Consider the following 20,301-nt stretch of genomic DNA (forward strand, 5'->3'; position numbering starts at 1 on the left):
AGCGATGCAAGACGCACAGCAGATCATCGACACCGCGCACGAAATGGCCGACGCGGCACGCAAGGCCATCCTGCCGCTGTTCCGGTCGTCCAGCATCATCACGGACAACAAGCGGCCAGAGGATTTTGATCCCGTCACGCAAGCTGATCGGGCCGCCGAAGCCGCGATGCGTGACGTGTTGTCGCGACGTCGACCGCAGGACGGGATCTTCGGCGAGGAATTCGGTCGGACCGAAGGCGACAGCGGACTGACCTGGATCCTCGACCCGATCGACGGCACGCGCGCCTTCCTGTGTGGCGCGCCAAGCTGGGGCGTGCTGATCGGGTTGGGCGACGCGTGCGGAATCCGCTACGGCCTGATCGATCAGCCCTACCTGCGCGAGCGTTTCGAAGGTGGCCTTGGTCGCGCTCGGCTGGTCGGACCGGATGGCGAACGGACGCTGGTCACGCGGCAGGGCGTCACACTGAGCGGTGCCACGCTGATGACCACCTTTCCTGAAATCGGCTCACCCGCCGAGTCGCAGGCGTTCCGTCGCATTGCGGACCGCGTGCGGCTGACCCGTTATGGTCTGGATTGCTATGCCTATGCGATGCTGGCGCTTGGCCAGGTCGATCTGGTGATCGAGGCCGGGTTGCAGCAATACGACATTGCAGGGCCCTTGGCGGTGGTCGAGGCGGCAGGCGGCATCGTGACCGACTGGCAGGGCGGATCCGCCGCAAAGGGCGGGCAGGTGATCGCCGCTGCCTCGCGCGACCTGCATGCGCAGGCGCTGGAGATGTTGCGCAGCTGACCGCGGTATCGTTTCCGACCCGCGAGAAAGAAAAACGAAAACCGACAGGAGGCGCGCATGGCAGAAGAGGAACGTCCGGATCAGCAGGATCAGGCTACCGAAAATCCGGTCGCAGATCCGGATGAGGACGAATTTCTGCCGCGACGCGAGCTTCTGGACCAGATTGACGAGGCTATCGAGGCCGAGGATCGCGACAGGCTGAATGCCCTGCTGGAACCGATGCATGCGGCAGATATCGCCGACATCATCGAACGGCTGCACGGTGCCGACCGGCGCAATTTCCTGCAATTGTATTCGGGCGAGATCGACGGCGAGATCCTGTCCGAGATCGACGAAGGCATTCGCGAAGAGGTCCTGGAATTCCTGCCGCCCGAGGTGCTTGCGGAAGCTGTCCGCGAGATGGACAGCGACGATGTCGTCGACCTGATCGAGGACATGGACGAGGCGGAACGTGCCGGCATTCTTGCGGCGCTGGACGATTCCGATCGCGCTGCGGTCCAGCAATCGCTGGCCTATCCCGAATACTCGGCCGGTCGCCTGATGCAATCCGAGGTCGTGACCGCGCCCGAACACTGGACGGTGGGCGAAGCCATCGACTTCCTGCGCGCCGAGGAATGGCTGCCCGAACAGTTCTATCACATCATTCTGGTCGATCCGCGCCGTCACCCGATCGGATATGTCGCGCTGGGACGGTTGCTGTCCTCGCCCCGTGCGACCGCGCTGAGCGAGATCACCGAAGACAGCTTTCGCCCGATCAGCGCCTATGCCGAGGAAGGCGACGTGGCGTACGCGTTCAACCAGTACCATCTGATCTCGGCACCCGTGGTGGATGCTGACGACCGGTTGGTGGGCGTCATCACGATGGACGACGCGATGGCCGTGATGGACGAGGAACACGAAGAAGACATCCTGCGACTTGCCGGTGTCGGCGAGGAATCGGCGATCACCGACAGCGTGACCGAGACGCTGCGACAGCGACTGCCCTGGCTGATGGTGAATCTTCTGACGGCGGTGCTGGCGTCGCTGGTGATCGCGGTCTTCGAGGCCACCATTCAGAAGGTCGTGGCACTGGCCGTGCTGATGCCGATCGTCGCCTCGATGGGCGGCAATGCGGGCACCCAGACGCTGACCGTGGCGGTACGGGCCTTGGCGACGAAAAGCCTGACCGGCGGCAATGTCTGGCGGGTCGTCCGACGAGAGGCGATCGTCGGCGTCCTGAACGGGCTGGCCTTTGCCGTGGTGATGGGGATCGTCGCCTATATCTGGTTCGAGGGCGTGTCGCTGGCCGCGGTGATCGGCATCGCGATGATCGTCAACCTTGCCGTTGCGGCGCTGGCAGGCATCCTGATCCCGCTGGCCCTTGAAAAGGCGGGTGCGGATCCCGCACTGGCTTCGGGCACGTTTGTCACCACCGTGACCGATGTCGTGGGCTTCTTCGCGTTTCTCGGGCTGGCGTCGGCGGTCCTGCTGTGAGCGCGGCGGAAAAGGTACAGCTGCGCGCCCGCGCGCTTGCGGCACGTTTGCAATCTGGCGGAGATCAGGACGGGATCACCCGCAATCTGGCGGGCGTTCTGCGCCCTCATGCCGGAAAGATCCTGTCGGGATACTGGCCGATGCGCGGCGAGGCCGATCCCCTGCCGGCCATGGCGGCGCATTCCGGGCCATTGTGCCTGCCGGTCGTCACCGGCAAGGCCGTCCCGCTGATCTTTCGGGCATGGGACGGCAAGGCCCTTGAGCCCGGTCCGTTCGGCACGTCGCACCCGCCAGCATCTGCGCCTGAATTGTCGCCCCGGGTTTTGATCGTTCCGCTGGCCGCGTTCGATCGCACCGGAAACCGGATCGGCTATGGCGGCGGCTATTACGACCGAACGCTTGAGGTTTTGCGCCGCGACGGAGCCTGCGTGGCGATCGGTCTGGCATTTGCGTCGCAGGAACTGCAATCGATCCCGGTCGAGGCTTTCGACCAGCGGCTGGACATGATCGTGACGGATCATGACGTCATCCTGCCGGCGGGCGGCTGAGAGATCGGTTCAGGTCCGGCCTTGCGTCCCCGTCATTCGGCGTCGCTCAGGGCCTGGATGATTGCGCCGAAATCATCGGCTTTCAGGCTTGCACCGCCCACCAGCGCGCCATCCACATCGGTGATCGCAAAGATCTCGGCGGCGTTCGACGGCTTGACGCTGCCACCATACAGCAGGCGCAGATCGGCGGCGTCGCGGATCGTTCGGGCAAGAACGGCGCGCATGCGACCGTGGACCTCGGCGATCTGATCGTTCGTCGGGGTGCGTCCGGTGCCGATCGCCCAGATCGGCTCGTAGGCGATGACGGTGTTCTGGGCAGTGGCGCCCGGAGGGACCGAGCCTGCAAGCTGGGTCTCGATAACCTCCAAGGTCTGGTCGGCATCGCGCTGCGCCTCGGTCTCGCCCACGCAGATGATCGCGATCAGGTCGGCCTCGTGCGCGGCTGCCGCCTTGGCGGCAATGTCATCATCGGTTTCACCATGATCGGCGCGGCGTTCGGAATGGCCGACGATGACGTAATCCGCACCGACATCCTTCAACTGCACGGCCGAAATGTCGCCGGTATGCGCCCCGGAGGATCGGGCGTGGCAATCCTGACCGCCCAAGGCGACCGGGTGCGCGCCAATGCGTCCCTTCATCGGATGGATCAACAGGGCAGGCGGGCAAATCAGGATATCGCAGCCGGGATCCGGGAACGCGTCGCACAAGGCATCAATCTGGGACAAGGCCGCCAGATCGCCGTTCATCTTCCAGTTTCCCGCCGCAAGCCGCCGTGGTGACATGGTTTCCTCCGTTTTCTGCCTCTCTGGCTTATGCGGGGAAGACTTGGGGCGCAATCATGATAGCGTCGCAACCATGGCAGTAATCAGGCATGCCGCCGCCCTAAAGCTCTTGGGCGCGACTTCCCTCAAGCGGTTCGAACCGAACGGATTCGCCGCAGCCACAGGCATCGGTGACGTTGGGATTGCGGAACCTGAACCCGGATTCCAGAAGATCGGTCTGATAATCGATCTCGGTTCCGAACAGGAACATCTGCGCCATTGGCGCAATCATGACCCGGGCGGCGCCCTGTTCGACGACTTCCTCGTTCGCGTCCGGCGCCTTGGCCAGTTCCATGGTGTATTCCATGCCGGCGCAACCGCCCTTTTTCAGCCCGATGCGCAGGCCGAAGGCGTTCTTGCCTGACATCAGCCGCGCGATCTGGCGCTCGGCTGCGGGTGTAATGGTCACGGGTGAGGTGCCGGGCATGGCAAACATCGCAGGAACCTTCTCTTTGTCCTGACACCAAGATAGGTGCCGCGGCGGGACGTCTCAACCCCCCCCGTCGGCGGGCATCGTCTTCGCGCAAACATCTGACAGAGCCTGCACCGGGCCTTGCGGCGCGGGCCTGCGACCTGCTTCGTCGTCCTACATGAAGCCCAGTTCCAGCCTGGCCTCGTCGGACATCATGTCCATGCCCCATTGCGGCTGAAAGGTCATCTCGACATCGACCTGCTTCACACCGGCAAGCGGTTCGATCGCATCCGCGACCCAGCCCGGCATCTCGCCTGCGACGGGGCAGCCGGGCGCGGTCAGCGTCATGATCACCCGCACCTCGTTCGCGTCATTGATCTCGACCGTGTAGATCAGGCCCAGGTCGTAGATATTGACCGGGATCTCGGGGTCGTACACGGTCTTGCACGCTTCGACGATCTGTTCGTAAAGCGGGTGATCGGTGCTTGAAGGCGCGATCAGAGGGGCGCCTTCCATCATCGGTTGGGTCATCGCGTCATCCTGACAATTCCAACCGTTTATATAGGGCAACACCCGCCTTGGGTCCAGAGCGTGCCCGTCGTTGCGCCCCGCCGTCAAAGCGGGTAAGCACCCACGGTTTTCCGCCAGAGGCAGTCACCCGCGATGTCCGACCGATTTTCCTTCACGTTGCAGGCCACGGACGGGCGTGCGCGCAGCGGCGTCATCGACACGCCGCGCGGCCAGGTCCGCACGCCGGCCTTCATGCCCGTGGGCACCGCCGCGACGGTCAAGGCGATGCTGCCTGAATCCGTGCGTCAGACCGGGGCGGACATTCTTCTGGGCAACACCTATCACCTGATGCTGCGGCCCGGCGCCGAGCGGATCGACCGTCTGGGCGGGCTGCATAAATTCATGAACTGGGACCGGCCGATCCTGACCGATTCGGGCGGTTTTCAGGTGATGAGCCTGGGTCCGCTGCGCAAGCTGACCGAGGAAGGGGTGACCTTTGCCAGCCATATCGACGGCAGCAAGCATCACCTGACCCCCGAACGCAGCATGGAGATCCAGCGTCTTCTGGGCAGCGATATCGTGATGGCGTTCGACGAATGCCCCGCACTTCCCGCGACCGAGGATGATGTGGCCAGATCCATGCGCCTGTCGATGCGGTGGGCGCGGCGGTCGCGCGACTCGTTCGGCGACCGACCCGGTCATGCCCTGTTCGGCATCATGCAGGGCGGCGTCACCCGCGACCTGCGCGCGGAATCCGCCGAGGCCCTTACCGGGATCGGCTTTGACGGCTATGCCATTGGCGGCCTGGCCGTGGGCGAGGGGCAAGAGGCGATGTTCGGCGTTCTGGATTATGCACCGGATTTCCTGCCTGCGGATAAGCCGCGTTACCTGATGGGCGTCGGCAAGCCGGATGATATCGTGGGTGCTGTGCAGCGCGGCGTGGACATGATGGATTGCGTGCTGCCTTCGCGGTCCGGTCGGACCGGACAGGCCTGGACCCGGCGCGGGCAGATCAACATCAAGAATGCCCGCCATCAGGACGATCCGCGCCCGCTGGACGAGAATTGCGGCTGCCCTGCCTGCCGCAGCTATTCCCGCGCCTATCTGCATCACGTTTTCCGCGCCGGCGAGATGATCAGCGGCATGCTGCTGACATGGCACAACCTGCATTATTATCAGGATCTGATGTCGGGACTGCGTGCGGCCATCGCCGGGCAGCGCCTCGATGACTTCGTCGCCGCGTTTCACGCCACGCGCGCCGAAGGCGACATTCCACCGATCTAGTCTTTTCGGGCAGGAATCCGGCTTCGCAAGCTCTGTCTCTTTCCATCTGCCGCGCTTGCGCTTATGCCTCTGCGGATCGGCGGACGACCCGCCCAAAGCCTGAAAGAGCCGAATGAGCCAAGACATCATCACCATCACCCGCACCGATGACCTCGCCCGCTTCTGCGAGACCGCTAAATCCGCGCCCTATGTCACTGTCGATACCGAATTCCTGCGCGAGCGGACCTACTGGTCCAAGCTGTGCCTGATCCAGCTTGCGATCCCGCCCGCTTCGACGGCGAAAGAGCCGGGCGGAGAGGCGGTGCTGGTCGATCCGCTGTCCGATGGGCTGTCGCTGGAACCACTTTACGACCTGTTCCGCCACCGGCAGACCGTCAAGGTCTTTCACGCCGCGCGCCAGGACCTGGAGATCTTCTTTCACGACGCCAAGCTGTTTCCCGAACCGCTTTTCGACACGCAGGTCGCCGCGATGGTCTGCGGCTTTGGTGAGCAGGTCGGCTATGAAACGCTGGTCCGCAAGATCGCCAAGGCCAGCCTGGACAAGTCATCGCGCTTTACCGACTGGTCGCGCCGGCCCCTGTCGGACGCGCAAAAGGCCTATGCGCTGGCGGATGTGACCCATCTGCGGGCGATCTACGAATTCCTTGCCGCCGAGTTGAAGAAGAACGATCGCGAAAGCTGGCTGGCCGAAGAGATCGCGGTCCTTGAAGACCCCGAGACCTATATCAACCGGCCCGAAGATGCCTGGTTGAAAGTCCGCACCCGCACGAATTCTCCGCGCTTCCTTGCGATCCTGCGAGAGCTTGCGCAGTTCCGCGAAACCTATGCGCAGGAACGCGACATTCCGCGAAGCCGTGTCTTCAAGGACGATGCGATGATCGAGATCGCATCGACCAAGCCCGCGTCCGAGGCGGATCTGGGCCGGTCGCGCCTGCTGCTGCGCGAGGCGCGCCGGGGCGATATCGCGGCGGGCATCATCGCGTCCGTGAAAGCCGGGCTGGAGGCAAAGGACCTGCCGCAACCCAAGAAGGAAGAACCCGGCAAACCCGGCAACGCGGCCCTGTCCGATCTGCTGCGCGTGCTTCTGAAAGCCAAGGCCGATGCCGCAGGCGTCGCGCCGAAGCTGATCGCGTCGTCGGCGGATCTGGATGCCATCGCCACCGGCCAGCGCGATCTTCCGGCGTTGAACGGCTGGCGCGCGGAAGTGTTCGGACAGGACGCGTTGCGCCTTGCGGCGGGTGAAATCGCGTTGTCGGCCCGGGACGGTGCGGTGCGCGTCGTGCCGGCAGACTAGAACGATGCGGGTCACGCTTGGCCGGCTGCGACCCGAGGACGCGCCCCAGATCGCGGGCGTTCTGAACGACTGGGACATGGCACGCTGGCTGACCGCGCTGCCCTGGCCCTATGGGCCGCCAGAGGCCGAGGCGTTCATCGATTCCACCGGTCCGGACGAACTGGCGATCCGGACGGGTGACAGGCTTGCGGGCGTGATCCGGCTGACCGAAAATCTGGGCTATTGGGTTGCACCGGGTTTTCAGGGGCGCGGCATCGCGCTGCGGGCGGCGGTTCTGGGACTGACGCGGTGGTTCGCCGCAGGTCACGACGGCATCGACGCGCGTCATCTGGTCGGCAATCACCGATCCGCGCGGCTTCTGGCGCGGCTGGGATTTCGCCAAACGGGTGAAGGCGAAAGCTGGTCGGTGCCCGAGGGGCGGATGATGCCGACGGTCACGCTGCACCTGAGCCGCGCAGATTTCGCCGCGCGGCACGGTATTTCACTGACGACGGCGAGGTTGGTCATCGACGCTTTCCGTCCAGCCGATCTTGAACCCCTGCACCGCATAACCACGCGGCCTGACGTGGCCCGAATGCTGCTGAGGTTTCGCCCCGGCATGAGCCTGGATGAGATGACCACGATCTTTGACGATCAGGCATTGCTGCCGCCGATGCGTCTGACCGTGCGGCATCGGGACCGGGTTATCGGATCGATCGGGATCAGTGCGGGCGATCCGCCGCGGATCTTCTATTGGCTGGATCCGGCGCTAGCCGGGCAGGGGCTTGGACAGGAAATGGTCGGGGCGTTCCTGGACGAAATCCAGGATCGGTTCGATCCGCAGCAACTGCTGGCCGATGTGTTTCTGGACAACATGGCATCGCGGCGGTTGCTGAAGAATCTGGGCTTCCAACGGGTCGAGGACGGGATGCTGAAATCCTGCGGTCGTGACGAAGCGGCGCCTGCCGCGCTGTATCGCTGGGATTGGCGTTCGCGGCTTTAGCTGCCGCTGCCCGGGATCACCTTGAACATCGCCCGCCGCTCTTCAGGGGTTCGGGGTGCCGAAGGCCGCAGCCCATCGGCCTCGGGCAGGCCGTCCTGCGCCCGTTCGGGATCGTCCTTGACCGTGCCGGAGGGATCAGGTCGTGCAGGCTTGGCCCGCCTTGCGCGACGGGCGAACGGTGCGCCATCCTCGCCAAAACCGGCAACTGAAGGTGATGGTGCCAGGACCTTTCCACCCTCGATGATCGGGCTGATCTCTTCCGAAATCAGATCGAACCGGCGCGGTGCGACGCCGGTCTGACCCTCGGCGATCAGGCAACCCAGGGCGCGCGTGACGTCGCCCAGATCCGATCTCAGCGGCAGCAGCAACATCCGCGCCTGCAGTTCCGGGCGGGCATAATCCGCCTTGCCGTGCAGGCGCAGCTCGGCGATCTGGGGCGCCTTGAAGACGCTTTCCAGCACGTCCGACAGCCGTCCGCGGGATCCGGGGTTAAGGAACGCGCACAGCGGCATGCCGCGCACTTCCATGCCCATCAGGTCAATCAGGTGCCGCCCGGCAAGCCGGAAACGCGCCGCCCCGGGCGCGATGCGTTCCAGGATGAAGGCATGATCCAGCGCACGATGAATGCCGCGCGGTTCGATATCGGATCGCGCGGGTATCGCGCGTCCACGCCGCAGCCCGTGCCAGTAATCGCGCATCTCGGCCAGAAGGCGTGCGGGCTGGGTTCGGTCAAAGTCCGACAGCCGCACAAGCTGCGCCGACGGCGGAAGGTCGCCCGTGCCTTGCTGTTCGTCCTTGCCTTTGCCGTCGGACACGTCCGGAACCTCGTTACACCTGAATACCGGCCCGTTGCCATTTGCGCACGGGTGTATGACTGTGGGCAGGATACGCCGAAGCCCGCACCCCTGCCGAGTCGTTTCCTAACGAATGGTTAAGACAACCACGCGAAGGTCGAAATAGGCGCGATTGCCGATCGGGCCCGGCATGCTGCGCCCGGCGCCCTGGCCGGGGACTTGACCCTTCCCCATCGCTGGTCCATCCCGTTCGGCGATAGCCGTGCGAAAGGGAATACGCTGATGGACCGCACCGGGTTGCTGATCATCCTGTCATCGCCTTCGGGTGCGGGAAAATCGACGCTTGCACGCCGGCTGATGGATTGGGATGGCGATCTGCGCTTTTCCGTGTCTGCCACGACCCGGCCTCCGCGTCCCGGCGAGATCGACGGACAGCATTATTATTTCACCACGCCCGACATGTTTCGCGACATGGTTGCCGACGGACAGATGCTGGAACATGCCGAGGTGTTCGGCAATCTTTACGGCAGCCCGCGCGGCCCGGTCGAGGCGGCGATGCGTCAGGGCCGCGACACTTTGTTCGATGTGGACTGGCAGGGCGGCCAGCAGATCCGCGCCTCGGCGCTTGGCGGGCATGTGGTGTCGATCTTCGTGCTGCCACCGTCCCTGCCAGAGCTGGAGCGACGCCTGCGCGCGCGCGGGCAGGACAGCGATCAGGTTATCGCGGGCCGCATGCAGAAAAGCCGGTCCGAGATCAGCCATTGGGCAGAATACGATTACGTTCTGGTCAATGAAGATCTGGACGAGACCGAGGAACGGCTGCGTGCGATCCTGACCGCCGAAAGGCTGCGGCGTGACCGGCAGGCGGGTCTGGGCAGGTTCGTCAAGCGCCTGATGGAGGAGGAAAGCGCGTGATCTGGGAACTGGATGGCATCGCGCCGCAGATCGCGGACAGCGCCTGGGCCGCGCCCGACGCGCAACTGATCGGGCGCGTCGTGCTGGAAGACGAGGCGTCGGTCTGGTGGGGCTCGGTGCTGCGTGGCGACAACGAGGAAATCCGCCTCGGCCGTGGCAGCAACCTGCAGGATCTATGCGTCTGCCACACGGATATGGGTTATCCCCTGACCATTGGCGCGGACTGCACCATCGGGCATCGCGCGATGCTGCATGGCTGCACCATTGGCGACGGCGCGCTGATCGGCATGGGAGCGACGATCCTGAACGGCGCCGTGATCGGCGCGGGTGCGCTGATCGGGGCGGGCGCGCTGGTCGCCGAGGGCAAAGAGATCCCGCCCGGCGCCTTGGTGATGGGCACGCCCGGCAAGATCGTGCGGATGCTGGACGACGCAGCGCGCGCGACCCTGTTGCAATCGGCGTCACGGTATCGCGCCAATGCCGCGCGGTTCCGCGCCGGGCTGCGGCGCGTGGAATGAGCCGCGCGACACAGCGCAATGCGGACGCCTTTCTCAGCGGCGTTCCGGTGCCGATGCTGGCCGTCGATGGGCGCGCCCGAACGATTGCGGCCAACGCCGCCGCCACGTCGCTGTTCGGCCCCGATCTGCTGGATCGCCCCTTCGTCACGGTCCTGCGCCATCCCGCCGTGGTCGAGGCCGTGGACTGGGTGTTGCAGCCCGACAGGCACCCTGCGCCGCCGCCCGATCCAGCCTTGCCGACCCCGCCTGAAGGCGTCGTCAGCCTGCGTGCCCAGGTCATCGCGGATGGCCGCGACATCGCCGCCGAGATAACGGTTGCCCCGCTGCCCGCCGCGCTGGGTCGTGGTGCAACGGTTGCGATCATCGACCAGTCTGTGGCCGACGAGGCGGAACAGATGCGTCGCGATTTCGTCGCGAATGTCAGCCACGAACTGAAGACGCCTTTGACCGCGATGATCGGCTTCATCGAAACATTGCGCGGTCCGGCGCGCGGCGATCCGAAGGCCCGCGACCGTTTCCTGGACATCATGGAGCGTGAGGCCAACCGCATGAACCGGCTGGTCGCCGATCTGCTGTCACTCAGCCGCGTGCAGGCCGAGGAGCGCCGCCGGCCTTCCTCTGAAGTCGATCTGCCGATGATGCTGCGCGGGGTTCTGGCCACGATGGCGCAGGCGGCCGAAGCAGCGGGGGTCGAGGTCGAAACCGATGGGCTGGAAGGCAGCCGTCTGCTGCCGGGCGACCCCGATCAGCTTGTGCAAGTATTCCAGAACCTGATCGAGAATGCCTTGAAATACGGCGCAAGCGGCGGTCATCTGGGCGTGCGGCTGCGCCGGATCGAGTATGAGCCGCTGATGCGAGGCCCGGCGCTGGCCGTGGATATATCCGATCGGGGCGAGGGCATCGAGGAACGCCATCTGCCGCGACTGACCGAACGCTTCTATCGCGTCGATACGCATCGCTCGCGTGCCCAGGGCGGAACCGGTCTTGGGTTGGCGATCGTCAAGCATATCGTCAATCGCCACCGCGGCCGCCTGAAGATCGAAAGCCGCAAGGCTGGGGGCAGCCGCTTTACGGTCATCCTGCCCGAGAAGCTGACCCGAGCCTAGAACGGAAACGGTCGGCAAGGGCCGGGCGGGCAACCCCTCGCCCTCGCGGACGCCATCGCCTATAACCATTGCGAACCGTCAAGAAGGGAATTCCGATGTCGCTATCTTCGCAACCCGATCCCGCCAAGCTTGCGGCTGCGCGCGCCGCCGTGGCGTTGGTCGAGGATGGCATGAAGCTGGGCCTGGGCACCGGCTCGACCGCCAGCGTGATGGTGCGCGAACTGGCCGCCCGTGCCGCGGCCGAGGGGCTGAAGCTGCGCTGCGCCGCGACGTCTCAGGCGACCGCAGACCTGGCCGAAAGCCTTGGTTTGAAGGTCGAGCCGCTGGACCAGATCGGCTGGCTGGATCTGACCATCGACGGCGCGGATGAGGTTGATCCCGACCTGCATCTGATCAAGGGCGGCGGTGGCGCGCATCTGCGCGAAAAGATCGTCGCGGCCGCAAGCGACCGGATGGTGGTGATCGCCGATCCGGGCAAGGTCGTCGACCGGCTTGGCGCCTTTCCGCTGCCGGTCGAGGTGCTGCAATTCGGGTTCGAAACCACCCGAACCCTGATCCGGCGGGCGTTGCAGACGCTGGATCTGGGCGGGCATGACGTGATGCAGCGGCTGAAGGGCAGCGATCCCTGGGTGACGGACGAAGGCAACGTTATCCTGGATCTGCATCTGGCGGCGATCCCCGACGTGGTAGGGCTGGCCCGCGCGTTATCGGCAATTCCGGGCGTCGTGGAACACGGGCTGTTCCTGAGCATGTGCGATCTGGCGATCATCGGCAAGTCGGACGGAACGGTCGTCGAACTGGATGGCGACGAGGGAATTGACGCCGATCTTCTGGCCGGCGAGGGAGACTGAGAACCGTGACATTCGATTTTGATCTTTTCGTCATCGGCGGCGGTTCGGGCGGGGTGCGTGCGGCGCGCATTGCAGCGGGCGAATACGGCGCGCGGGTCGGTCTGGCCGAGGAAAGCCGGATGGGCGGCACCTGCGTCATTCGCGGCTGCGTGCCCAAGAAGCTGATGATCTTTGCCAGCCAGGCAACACAGATGGCCGAGGAGATGCGAGGCTATGGCTGGTCGGCGGCCGAAAGCGGGCATCTTGATTGGCATCTGTTTCGCGAAAAACTGGACGAGGAACTGAACCGGCTTGAACGCGCCTACGGGGCGAACGCGGAAAAGGCCGGGGTCGAGATCTTTCATCAACGTGCAAGGCTTGTCGATCATCACAGCGTCGAACTGGCCGACGGAACCCGCAAGACGGCAAAGCACATCCTGATCGCCGTTGGTGGCCGACCCTCGAAGATCGGTATCCCCGGAGAAGAGCTGGGCCTGATCTCGGACGACCTGTTTCTTCTGGATGAGTTGCCGCGTCGCGCATTGCTGATCGGCGGCGGCTTCATCGCCTGCGAGTTCGCGACCATCCTGAACGGGCTGGGCGTCGATACCGCGCAGGCCTATCGTGGCGATGCGGTGCTGCGCGGGTTTGACCGCGAGGCGCGGGAAATGGCGACGCTGCAATTGCAGTCGATCGGTGTCGATCTGCGCCTCGGGGTGTCGCCGACCCGACTGGAACGCGACGCAGGCCGCATCATGGCGCATTTCGACGATGGCAACGCGGACCATTTCGATGCGGTGTTCTTCGCGACCGGTCGTGATCCCTATACCGGCGATCTGGGGCTTGAGAATACCGGGGTCCGGCTGCGCGACAGCGGCGCGATCGAGGTGGACGAATGGTCGCAGAGCTCGGTCCCGTCGATCTTCGCGGTCGGCGACGTGACCGACCGGGTGAACCTGACGCCGGTCGCGATCCGCGAGGGCCACGCATTCGCCGACACGGTGTTCGGGGCCAAGGCGCGCAAGGTCAGCCATGAGCCGGTGGCCAGCGCGGTCTATCTGCGCCCATGCGAATTGGGCGCCATCGGGCTGACCGAAGAACAGGCCCGGCAGCGCGGGCCGGTGGATGTGTATTCGGCCGTCTTCAGGCCGATGCGGTCGATGTTCGCGGGATCGGATGCGCGGACCATGATGAAGCTGCTGGTCGATCCTGAAAGCGACAAGGTGCTGGGCTGCCAGATCTTTGGCCCCGAGGCCGGCGAGATGATCCAGCTGGTCGGGATTCCGATCACGATGGGCTGCACCAAGGCCGATTTCGATGCGACCATGGCCGTTCATCCGACCGCAGCGGAAGAATTGGTGACAATGCGCCATCCCGCGCGTCGCTACCCTGCGGACGACAGCTAGGCGCGGCCGTCCGCCGCACGGAATCCGGTGGGAAACGAGGGCGATCAGGGTTGCACATTCGTGCGCTGGACCCCAGTTTCCTTGGCACGAAATATCAGGGAAGGAAGGTCGAGCATATGGCAAATCAGGGCCCTTGGGGCGGTGGCGGCAATGGTGGTGGGGACGATGACGACGATCGCGGCAAGCGTCCGTCGAACCGCCCCTGGGGCGACCAGCAGCCCCCGCGCGGCGGCCCGCGCCGGCCCGGTCAGGGTGGTGAGCAGATGCCCGAGATCGAGGAATTGATGAAGAAGGGCCAGGAACGCCTGCGCGTTCTGATGGGCGGTCGGGGCGGCGGCAATAACGGTGGCGGCGGGGGCGGCAAGCGCCCCTCGGGTCCCGGCTTCGGCCTGAACCGTTCCACACTTGCCATCGCCGGCCTTGTCGCCGTCGCGGTGTGGGGCTTTTCCAGCTTCTATCGCGTCCAGACCAACGAAAAGAGCGTCGAGTTCCTGTTCGGTCGTGCGGTTGCCGTCGGGACCGAAGGTCTGAACTTTGCCCCTTGGCCTTTCGTGACCGCCGAGGTCGTGCCGGTGACGAACGAACGCGTGACCGAGATCGGCACGGGCCGGTCCGGCCCGATGGACAGTGGCCTGATGCTGACCCGCGATCAGAATATCGTGGACATGGAATATCAGGTCGTCTGGAACATCTCGGACCCCGAGAAATACCTGTTCAACCTTGCCGACCCTTCGGACACGATCCGGGCGGTTGCCGAATCCGCGATGCGCGACATCATCGCGCGGTCCGAACTGGCACCGATCCTGAACCGCGATCGGGGCGCCATCGCCAGCGATCTTCGCGATGCCGTGCAGCGCACGCTGGACGCCTATCAATCCGGGATCAACGTGGTGCGTGTGAACCTTGATCGCGCGGATCCGCCAAGCGAGGTGATCGACGCCTTCCGCGAGGTGCAGGCCGCGCAGCAGGAACGAGACCGGCTTGAGAAAGAGGCCGATGCCTATGCCAACCGCGTCCTTGCGCAGGCACGCGGCGACGCCGCCGCGACCCTGGAACAGGCCGAGGGGTATCGTGCCGAGGCCGTCAACAACGCGCAGGGTGAGGCATCGCGCTTCAACTCGATCTACGAGGAATATGTGAAGGCCCCCGAGGTGACGCGCAGACGGATGTATCTTGAGACGATGGAAAAGGTTCTGGGCGACGTGGACAAGGTCATTCTTGACGATGGCACGACCGAGGGCGGTTCCGGGGTGGTGCCCTATCTGCCGCTTGATCAGTTGCGCCGGTCGCAAGGCTCTGGCGGTGACAGCGGCAACGCGGACAACACCAATCGCAATTCGATGACGACCGGAGGGACGAACTGATGGCACGCGCTTTGAAGTTTTCAGCCCTCGCCATTCCCGCGCTGGTCGTGGTGGGCGTCGTCGGCATCGCCTCGGTCTTCATCGTGGACGAACGCGAAAAGGCGCTGGTCCTGCGTCTGGGCCGGGTCGTTGATGTGCAGGAACAGCCGGGCCTTGGCGTGAAGGTGCCGTTTCTGGACAATGTCGTGAAGTATGACGGTCGTATTCTGGGCCTGCCGACATCGCCCCTGGAAGTCACGCCGCTGGATGACCGCCGCCTTGTGGTCGATGCCTTCGCGCGCTGGCGGATCACCGATCCGGTGCGCTTCCGTCAGGCGGTCGGCACCGGTGGCATCCAGGCCGCCCAGGGCCGGTTGGAGCCGATCGTGAACGCGGCCATCCGCGAAGTGCTGGGTTCGGTTCCATCCACGAATGTGCTGTCCGATGACCGGACCACATTGATGAACCAGATCCGCGATGAGGCGCGGAACAATTCGTCCGGGCTGGGGGTCGAGATCATCGACGTTCGCCTGACCCGGACGGATCTGCCCGAGCAGAACCTGAACGCAACCTATGCAAGGATGCGCGCCGAACGTCAGCGCGAGGCCGCAGACGAGATCGCCCGCGGTGGCGAGGCCGCACAGCGCGTCCGCGCCGCTGCCGACCGGACCGTGGTCGAACTGACATCCGAAGCTCAGAAGCGGGCCGAGATCGTCCGCGGTGAGGCCGACGCCGAACGCAACGCGATCTATGCCGACGCATTCGGTCGCGACCCCGAGTTCTTCGCCTTTACCCGGTCGATGACCTCGTATGAACGCGCGCTGAAAGGCGAAAACAGCAGTATGGTGATGCAGCCAGACGGCGAATTCTTCACCTATCTGCGCGATGCGGGTTCTGAACGCGCCGAACCGGCACCGACCCCGGTTCCGCCGGGATCGTCGGCCAGAAGCAACGCCGGATCGTCCGCTGCCGCAGGCGATTCCGACGAGGAGTTGGTGACCCCGAAGGTGACCGACCGCGAGGGCAATCAGCTGGGGGAATCGGCAGGGGTCAAGCTGACACCCGTGCCTGAAAGCCTTGCCACACCGCCGGAACAGCCCTCCAGCGTCGTGCCGCCCGCCACCGACAGCGGCGCGCAGCAGGAACCGGCCGATGAAGGTCAGAATGACGCAGCCGAGGATGCAACGGGGCAGGGCGCCCCCGCGGCCGACGCGGCAGATCCGGAGAGTTCGGCCGACTCCGCGACCGAGGACCCCGCGACCGAAGAGGACGCGCCGGCGCCTGCCACGAACTGAGATGCGGGGGCGGCTGCATGGCCGCCCCTTTTCTTTTCGGCCAAGCCGCTTCAGCCGGATGCCTGCAATGTGCGGATCGGTGGGTTTCGAGGACCGTCCCTTGTGCGATGCGACAGCCAGCACATGTCGCCGGCATTTGACGCGCGGAATGGATGCTGCAACAAAAGTCACGATCAGTTCACTGTCCGAGAGCGTGGTTTATTTGCAACGCGCCACCAAATCCCTTTCATATCAAACCCGTTCGCAGGGCAACCGATGCGCTGCGACGAAATCCGAAAGATGAGGACATCCAGCATGAAGACGCTTTCTCCTCGGCACCTCCTGACCGCGTCGGTTCTTGCCGTAACGGTCGGTCTTGGCATCGCAGGCGCGCAGCAGGCGACAACCGATGTCTCGCCCGAAGCCAGCCAGCAGGCTCAGGAGGCGGCGAACAACAACCAGCCCTTGGGGGCCAACGTCACTGACGGCGCCAATCCGCAGGCCGCGCAGGCCAGCTTTGCCGATCTGGTCGAGAAGGTTTCGCCCGCCGTGGTGAACATCACGACCACGTCGGTGGTCACCCAGCCTGCGGGCGGGCAGGGGCCGATGTTCCCCGAGGGCAGCCCGTTTTCCGACCTGTTTCGCGATTTCGGCTTTCCGGGCATGCCCGGTCCCGACGGCCAGCAGCGCCGGATGCCACAGCGGTCCAATGCGCTGGGGTCCGGGTTCGTCATCTCGGCTGACGGATATATCGTGACGAACAATCACGTCATCGACGGCGCCGATGAGATCGAGGTCGAATTCTATTCCGGCAACACGCTTCCGGCCGAGGTCGTGGGCACCGATCCGAATACCGATGTTGCCGTTCTCAAGGTCGAAAGTGACGAGCCGGTTCCGTTCGTGAAATTCGGCGATTCCGACGTTGCACGCGTCGGCGACTGGGTGCTGGCGCTGGGGAACCCGCTGGGACAGGGCTTTTCGGCCTCTACCGGCATCGTGTCGGCACGCAATCGCGAATTGTCGGGCACCTACGACGATTACCTGCAGACCGACGCGGCGATCAACCGCGGCAATTCCGGCGGTCCGTTGTTCGACATGAACGGCGACGTGATCGGGGTGAACACGGCGATCCTGTCGCCCAATGGCGGGTCGATCGGCATCGGCTTCTCGATGGCGTCGAACGTGGTCAGCAAGGTCGTAAACCAACTGCGCGAATACGGCGAAACACGGCGCGGATGGCTGGGTGTCAAGATCCAGGACGTGACGCCCGACATGGCCGAGGCGCTGGGACTGTCCGAAGAACAGGGCGCGATGGTCACCGACGTGCCGGACGGTCCGGCGAAGGATGCCGGAATGAAGGCGGGCGATGTGATCACCAGCTTTGACGGCGCCGAAGTCGAGGATACGCGCGGGCTTGTCCGTCGCGTCGCCGAGGCACCGGCTGGCGAGGCGGTGGACGTGATCGTTCACCGCGACGGCGAACCCGTGACCCTCAGCGTGACGCTGGGGCGGCGCGAGGTGGCCGAGGGCAACGAAGCCCCCAGTGCGAACCCGCAGACGCCGAGCGAATCCGATCTGCTGGGAATGACGCTATCCACGTTGACGCCAGAGATTGCCGCGGAACTGGGCATCGACGGCGATGGGCAGGGGCTGGTGGTGAAATCGGTCGATCCCGAAGGTGTGGCCGCCGACAAGGGTCTTGCCGCCGGTGACATCATCACCGAGGCCGGTCAGCAGCCTGTGGCCAGCCTGTCCGATCTGAACGACCGGATCGATGAGGCGCGCGAAGCCGGGCGCAAGTCGCTTCTGGTGCTGATCCGACGCGCGGGCGAGCCGCGCTTTGTCGCGCTGCCGATTCCGCAGTCGGACTGACCGCGAAGGCGCCAAGCCTGAGACACAGACGAGGCGGGCCGTCCGGTCCGCCTCTTTTCATTGCGGCCGGGATTGAATATCTGATCCGCAGCAAGGAAAGACGAGCCATGGCGAAGATCACCTATATCGAACACAACGGCACCCGGCACGAGGTCGAGGTCAAGCCCGGCATGACCGTGATGGAGGGCGCGCGCGACAACGGCATTCCCGGCATCGACGCCGATTGCGGCGGGGCCTGCGCCTGTTCGACCTGTCACGTCTATGTGGATCCCGCGTGGCTGGAAAAGCTGCCGGCGAAGGACCCGATGGAAGAAGACATGCTGGACTTCGCCTATGAACCCGACCCCGCGCGGTCGCGCCTGACCTGCCAGATCAAGGTGTCCGAAGATCTGGACGGGCTGGTGGTCCAGATGCCCGAACGTCAGATCTGATTCGACGAAAGTTGCTGGCTTTCAACCGGATGCGGGCGGGAATGGATGCGTTCCCCGCCTCTGGCTCCACGCACGGAAACCCACGAAGGTTATTCGCCGATTTCGATCGCGGTCGTAAAGATCACCCCGGTTCCGGCGAAGGGGACCGCGCGGGGACCGGGGTGACTGGCTGGGTGCGGATCTGGATTTCTTGCCATCTCCGCACAGCCTTTTTGTCTCGATATGTTTAATTTGTCGTTAATCGCCGTGGAAATTTGCGCGGCGCCGCTTTTCATGATGATCCGCTGCCCTGCGCAGGCCGCAGCGCGGACAGGATACGCGCCCAGGACCGCGCGCCCTTCTGAAAGCTGCTGACATCGTATTTCTCGTTCGGAGAATGGATACGGTCGTCATCGCGGCCAAAACCGATCAGCATCGAATCCATTCCCAGGATCTGCCTGAAATCGCCCGCGATGGGGATCGAGCCGCCCGCCCCGATAAGGGCTGCCTCACGCCCCCATTCTTCGCCTAGCGCGGCTTTCGCGGCATCGAAGGCCGGATCGGACACGTCCATGACGCTGGCGGGGCTGGCGCCGTGCGGGTGGAACTCGACCTGGCAGTCATCAGGCACGAAGCGGCGGACATGGTCGCGGAAGGCCGTGCGAACGGCATCGGGATCCTGGGTTCCGGTCAGCCGGAAGCTGACCTTGGCGCGGGCTTCGGCGGGCAGCACGGTCTTGAAGCCGTCGCCCGCATAGCCGCCGGCGATGCCGTTGATCTCGCAGGTGGGGCGGTTCCAGACCATCTCCAGAGGGGGGCGGCCGTCCTCACCGATCGGGATGCGCAACCCGACGCGTCCCAGGAACGCCTCGGCGTCGAAACCCAGGGCCTGCCAATCGTCGCGCAACGCGTCGTCAAGGTCGTGGACGCCATCGTAGAAACCGGGCAGCGTGACCCGGCCTTGTGCATCCTTCAGCGACCCCAGCGCCTGCGCCAGCACCATGATCGGGTTCGCGGCCAGTCCCCCGAAACTGCCCGAATGCAGATCGCGATCGGCGCCGCGAAGCACGACTTCCTCGCCGACCAGCCCGCGCAGTTGCGTCGTGATCGCGGGGCGTCCGTCCGAATACATCGACGTGTCGCAGATCATTGCCAGCGACGCCCGCAGGTCGTCGGCGTGGCCGTGCAGGAAAGGCCGCAGCGAGGGCGAGCCGGATTCCTCTTCCCCCTCGAACAGCAGGATCAGGTCGGATGGAAGCTGACCGTGCACATCGCGCCATGCGCGGAATGCCTCGACGAACGTCATCAACTGACCCTTGTCGTCCGCCGCACCGCGACCACGGATCACCTCTCCGTCGTCGGTCGCCTCAACCGCCGGGTCGAAGGGAGGGCGGTGCCACAGGTCCAGCGGATCGACCGGCTGGACATCGTAATGCCCGTAGAAAAGCAGGGGCCGTTCCGTACCTGCGTGCGAGCGTGCGACGACCATCGGGTGCCCGGTCGTGTCGTGGATTGTCGCATCGAAACCCAGTTCGGTCAGTTCCTTCTGCAGCCATTCCGCGGCCGAGCGCACATCCTGGCTATGCGCCGGATCGGTCGAGATCGAGGGAATGCGCAAGAACTCCAGCAGTCTGTCGATGGCGGCCCCGCGCCCCGCATCCAGCCGCGCCAGCACGGCATCAAGATCCGTTCCTTGCCCCATTTTTCGCATCCTATTTT

General features: G+C 64.9%; 19 protein-coding genes and 1 pseudogene. 15 read left to right on the plus strand and 5 right to left on the minus strand.

All coding sequences use genetic code 11. The features are described from left to right. The first annotated feature begins 4 nt into the window (after window positions 1-4). Genes hisN through J7359_RS02815 form a run of 3 tightly spaced genes read left to right on the plus strand, consistent with a single transcriptional unit; the run spans window position 5 to window position 2,811 of the window. Window positions 5-790, plus strand: a complete 786-nt coding sequence (hisN, locus tag J7359_RS02805; RefSeq protein ID WP_209055026.1) for a histidinol-phosphatase — start codon at window positions 5-7, stop codon at window positions 788-790. A gap of 57 nt (window positions 791-847) precedes the next feature. After that, window positions 848-2,263 carry a magnesium transporter gene (mgtE, locus tag J7359_RS02810; protein WP_209055027.1) on the plus strand — a complete coding sequence of 472 codons (1,416 nt, stop codon included), beginning with the start codon at window positions 848-850 and terminating at the stop codon, window positions 2,261-2,263. Continuing rightward, window positions 2,260-2,811: a 5-formyltetrahydrofolate cyclo-ligase gene (locus J7359_RS02815; RefSeq protein ID WP_209055028.1), complete on the plus strand. Its 552-nt coding sequence runs from the start codon at window positions 2,260-2,262 to the stop codon at window positions 2,809-2,811. The genes mgtE and J7359_RS02815 overlap by 4 nt, the downstream gene beginning before the upstream one ends. Before the next feature lie 32 nt (window positions 2,812-2,843). Here J7359_RS02815 and tpiA read toward each other — a convergent pair whose 3' ends face one another. From tpiA to J7359_RS02830, 3 genes are all read right to left on the minus strand, one after another. Further along, window positions 2,844-3,593 carry a triose-phosphate isomerase gene (gene tpiA / locus J7359_RS02820; protein WP_209055029.1) on the minus strand — a complete coding sequence of 250 codons (750 nt, stop codon included), beginning with the start codon at window positions 3,591-3,593 and terminating at the stop codon, window positions 2,844-2,846. Window positions 3,594-3,693: 100 nt separating this feature from the next. Next, window positions 3,694-4,068: an iron-sulfur cluster assembly accessory protein gene (locus J7359_RS02825; RefSeq protein ID WP_209055030.1), complete on the minus strand. Its 375-nt coding sequence runs from the start codon at window positions 4,066-4,068 to the stop codon at window positions 3,694-3,696. Between the two features lie 150 nt (window positions 4,069-4,218). Next, entirely contained in the window at window positions 4,219-4,575 is a 357-nt protein-coding gene (locus J7359_RS02830; protein ID WP_209055031.1) for an SUF system Fe-S cluster assembly protein, read from the minus strand. Window positions 4,576-4,707: 132 nt separating this feature from the next. Between J7359_RS02830 and tgt the strand changes: the two genes are divergently transcribed. The 3 genes from tgt to J7359_RS02845 all read left to right on the plus strand — a co-directional run bounded on the left by tgt (window position 4,708) and on the right by J7359_RS02845 (window position 8,114). After that, window positions 4,708-5,838: a tRNA guanosine(34) transglycosylase Tgt gene (tgt, locus tag J7359_RS02835; RefSeq protein ID WP_209055032.1), complete on the plus strand. Its 1,131-nt coding sequence runs from the start codon at window positions 4,708-4,710 to the stop codon at window positions 5,836-5,838. 124 nt (window positions 5,839-5,962) lie between these two features. After that, window positions 5,963-7,132, plus strand: a complete 1,170-nt coding sequence (gene rnd / locus J7359_RS02840) for a ribonuclease D (protein WP_209055316.1) — start codon at window positions 5,963-5,965, stop codon at window positions 7,130-7,132. A gap of 4 nt (window positions 7,133-7,136) precedes the next feature. After that, on the plus strand, window positions 7,137-8,114 hold the full coding sequence (locus tag J7359_RS02845; protein ID WP_209055033.1) for a GNAT family N-acetyltransferase: 978 nt from the start codon (window positions 7,137-7,139) through the stop codon (window positions 8,112-8,114). Here J7359_RS02845 and J7359_RS02850 read toward each other — a convergent pair. Continuing rightward, complete coding sequence (locus J7359_RS02850; RefSeq protein ID WP_348524325.1) at window positions 8,111-8,929, minus strand: PAS domain-containing protein; 819 nt, start codon at window positions 8,927-8,929, stop codon at window positions 8,111-8,113. The two genes, J7359_RS02845 and J7359_RS02850, sit on opposite strands and share 4 nt — an antisense overlap. A gap of 261 nt (window positions 8,930-9,190) precedes the next feature. Here J7359_RS02850 and gmk point away from each other — a divergent pair, with 261 nt between their 5' ends. The 9 genes and pseudogenes from gmk to J7359_RS02895 all read left to right on the plus strand — a co-directional run bounded on the left by gmk (window position 9,191) and on the right by J7359_RS02895 (window position 18,603). Beyond that, window positions 9,191-9,823, plus strand: coding sequence for a guanylate kinase (gene gmk, locus J7359_RS02855; RefSeq protein ID WP_209055318.1), 633 nt, complete (start codon window positions 9,191-9,193; stop codon window positions 9,821-9,823). Continuing rightward, window positions 9,820-10,341, plus strand: coding sequence for a gamma carbonic anhydrase family protein (locus J7359_RS02860; RefSeq protein ID WP_209055034.1), 522 nt, complete (start codon window positions 9,820-9,822; stop codon window positions 10,339-10,341). Before gmk ends, J7359_RS02860 begins: the two co-directional genes overlap by 4 nt. Continuing rightward, on the plus strand, window positions 10,338-11,447 hold the full coding sequence (locus tag J7359_RS02865; RefSeq protein ID WP_209055035.1) for an ATP-binding protein: 1,110 nt from the start codon (window positions 10,338-10,340) through the stop codon (window positions 11,445-11,447). Before J7359_RS02860 ends, J7359_RS02865 begins: the two co-directional genes overlap by 4 nt. A 95-nt stretch (window positions 11,448-11,542) precedes the next feature. After that, on the plus strand, window positions 11,543-12,298 hold the full coding sequence (gene rpiA, locus J7359_RS02870; RefSeq protein WP_209055036.1) for a ribose-5-phosphate isomerase RpiA: 756 nt from the start codon (window positions 11,543-11,545) through the stop codon (window positions 12,296-12,298). Window positions 12,299-12,303: 5 nt separating this feature from the next. Then, window positions 12,304-13,683, plus strand: coding sequence for a glutathione-disulfide reductase (gene gorA / locus J7359_RS02875; RefSeq protein WP_209055037.1), 1,380 nt, complete (start codon window positions 12,304-12,306; stop codon window positions 13,681-13,683). Between the two features lie 116 nt (window positions 13,684-13,799). Then, a complete protein-coding gene (gene hflK, locus J7359_RS02880) occupies window positions 13,800-15,047 on the plus strand; it encodes an FtsH protease activity modulator HflK (protein ID WP_209055038.1) in 1,248 nt (415 codons plus the stop codon). 11 nt (window positions 15,048-15,058) lie between these two features. Beyond that, window positions 15,059-16,006 (plus strand): annotated as a pseudogene (locus J7359_RS02885) (protease modulator HflC); the annotation flags it as partial. A gap of 609 nt (window positions 16,007-16,615) precedes the next feature. Beyond that, window positions 16,616-18,172, plus strand: a complete 1,557-nt coding sequence (locus J7359_RS02890; protein ID WP_209055039.1) for a DegQ family serine endoprotease — start codon at window positions 16,616-16,618, stop codon at window positions 18,170-18,172. Window positions 18,173-18,279: 107 nt separating this feature from the next. Then, window positions 18,280-18,603 (plus strand): 2Fe-2S iron-sulfur cluster-binding protein, encoded by a 324-nt coding sequence (locus J7359_RS02895; protein WP_209055040.1) that lies wholly within the window; start codon window positions 18,280-18,282, stop codon window positions 18,601-18,603. Between the two features lie 271 nt (window positions 18,604-18,874). Here J7359_RS02895 and J7359_RS02900 read toward each other — a convergent pair whose 3' ends face one another. Next, complete coding sequence (locus J7359_RS02900; protein ID WP_209055041.1) at window positions 18,875-20,284, minus strand: M20/M25/M40 family metallo-hydrolase; 1,410 nt, start codon at window positions 20,282-20,284, stop codon at window positions 18,875-18,877. Between the last annotated feature and the right edge of the window lie 17 nt (window positions 20,285-20,301).

Origin of the sequence: Paracoccus sp. R12_2, from assembly GCF_017744015.1 — a bacterium.
Taxonomy (GTDB): domain Bacteria; phylum Pseudomonadota; class Alphaproteobacteria; order Rhodobacterales; family Rhodobacteraceae; genus Paracoccus.

What these genes read in the sequence shown, in the direction of transcription:
- hisN (WP_209055026.1), top strand. Translation starts at nt 5, where the DNA reads ATGCAAGACGCACAGCAGATCATCGACACCGCGCACGAAATGGCCGAC.
- mgtE (WP_209055027.1), top strand. Translation starts at nt 848, where the DNA reads ATGGCAGAAGAGGAACGTCCGGATCAGCAGGATCAGGCTACCGAAAAT.
- tpiA (WP_209055029.1), bottom strand. Translation starts at nt 3,593, where the DNA reads ATGTCACCACGGCGGCTTGCGGCGGGAAACTGGAAGATGAACGGCGAT.
- J7359_RS02825 (WP_209055030.1), bottom strand. Translation starts at nt 4,068, where the DNA reads ATGTTTGCCATGCCCGGCACCTCACCCGTGACCATTACACCCGCAGCC.
- J7359_RS02830 (WP_209055031.1), bottom strand. Translation starts at nt 4,575, where the DNA reads ATGACCCAACCGATGATGGAAGGCGCCCCTCTGATCGCGCCTTCAAGC.
- tgt (WP_209055032.1), top strand. Translation starts at nt 4,708, where the DNA reads ATGTCCGACCGATTTTCCTTCACGTTGCAGGCCACGGACGGGCGTGCG.
- J7359_RS02845 (WP_209055033.1), top strand. Translation starts at nt 7,137, where the DNA reads ATGCGGGTCACGCTTGGCCGGCTGCGACCCGAGGACGCGCCCCAGATC.
- gmk (WP_209055318.1), top strand. Translation starts at nt 9,191, where the DNA reads ATGGACCGCACCGGGTTGCTGATCATCCTGTCATCGCCTTCGGGTGCG.
- J7359_RS02865 (WP_209055035.1), top strand. Translation starts at nt 10,338, where the DNA reads ATGAGCCGCGCGACACAGCGCAATGCGGACGCCTTTCTCAGCGGCGTT.
- rpiA (WP_209055036.1), top strand. Translation starts at nt 11,543, where the DNA reads ATGTCGCTATCTTCGCAACCCGATCCCGCCAAGCTTGCGGCTGCGCGC.
- hflK (WP_209055038.1), top strand. Translation starts at nt 13,800, where the DNA reads ATGGCAAATCAGGGCCCTTGGGGCGGTGGCGGCAATGGTGGTGGGGAC.
- J7359_RS02890 (WP_209055039.1), top strand. Translation starts at nt 16,616, where the DNA reads ATGAAGACGCTTTCTCCTCGGCACCTCCTGACCGCGTCGGTTCTTGCC.
- J7359_RS02895 (WP_209055040.1), top strand. Translation starts at nt 18,280, where the DNA reads ATGGCGAAGATCACCTATATCGAACACAACGGCACCCGGCACGAGGTC.
- J7359_RS02900 (WP_209055041.1), bottom strand. Translation starts at nt 20,284, where the DNA reads ATGGGGCAAGGAACGGATCTTGATGCCGTGCTGGCGCGGCTGGATGCG.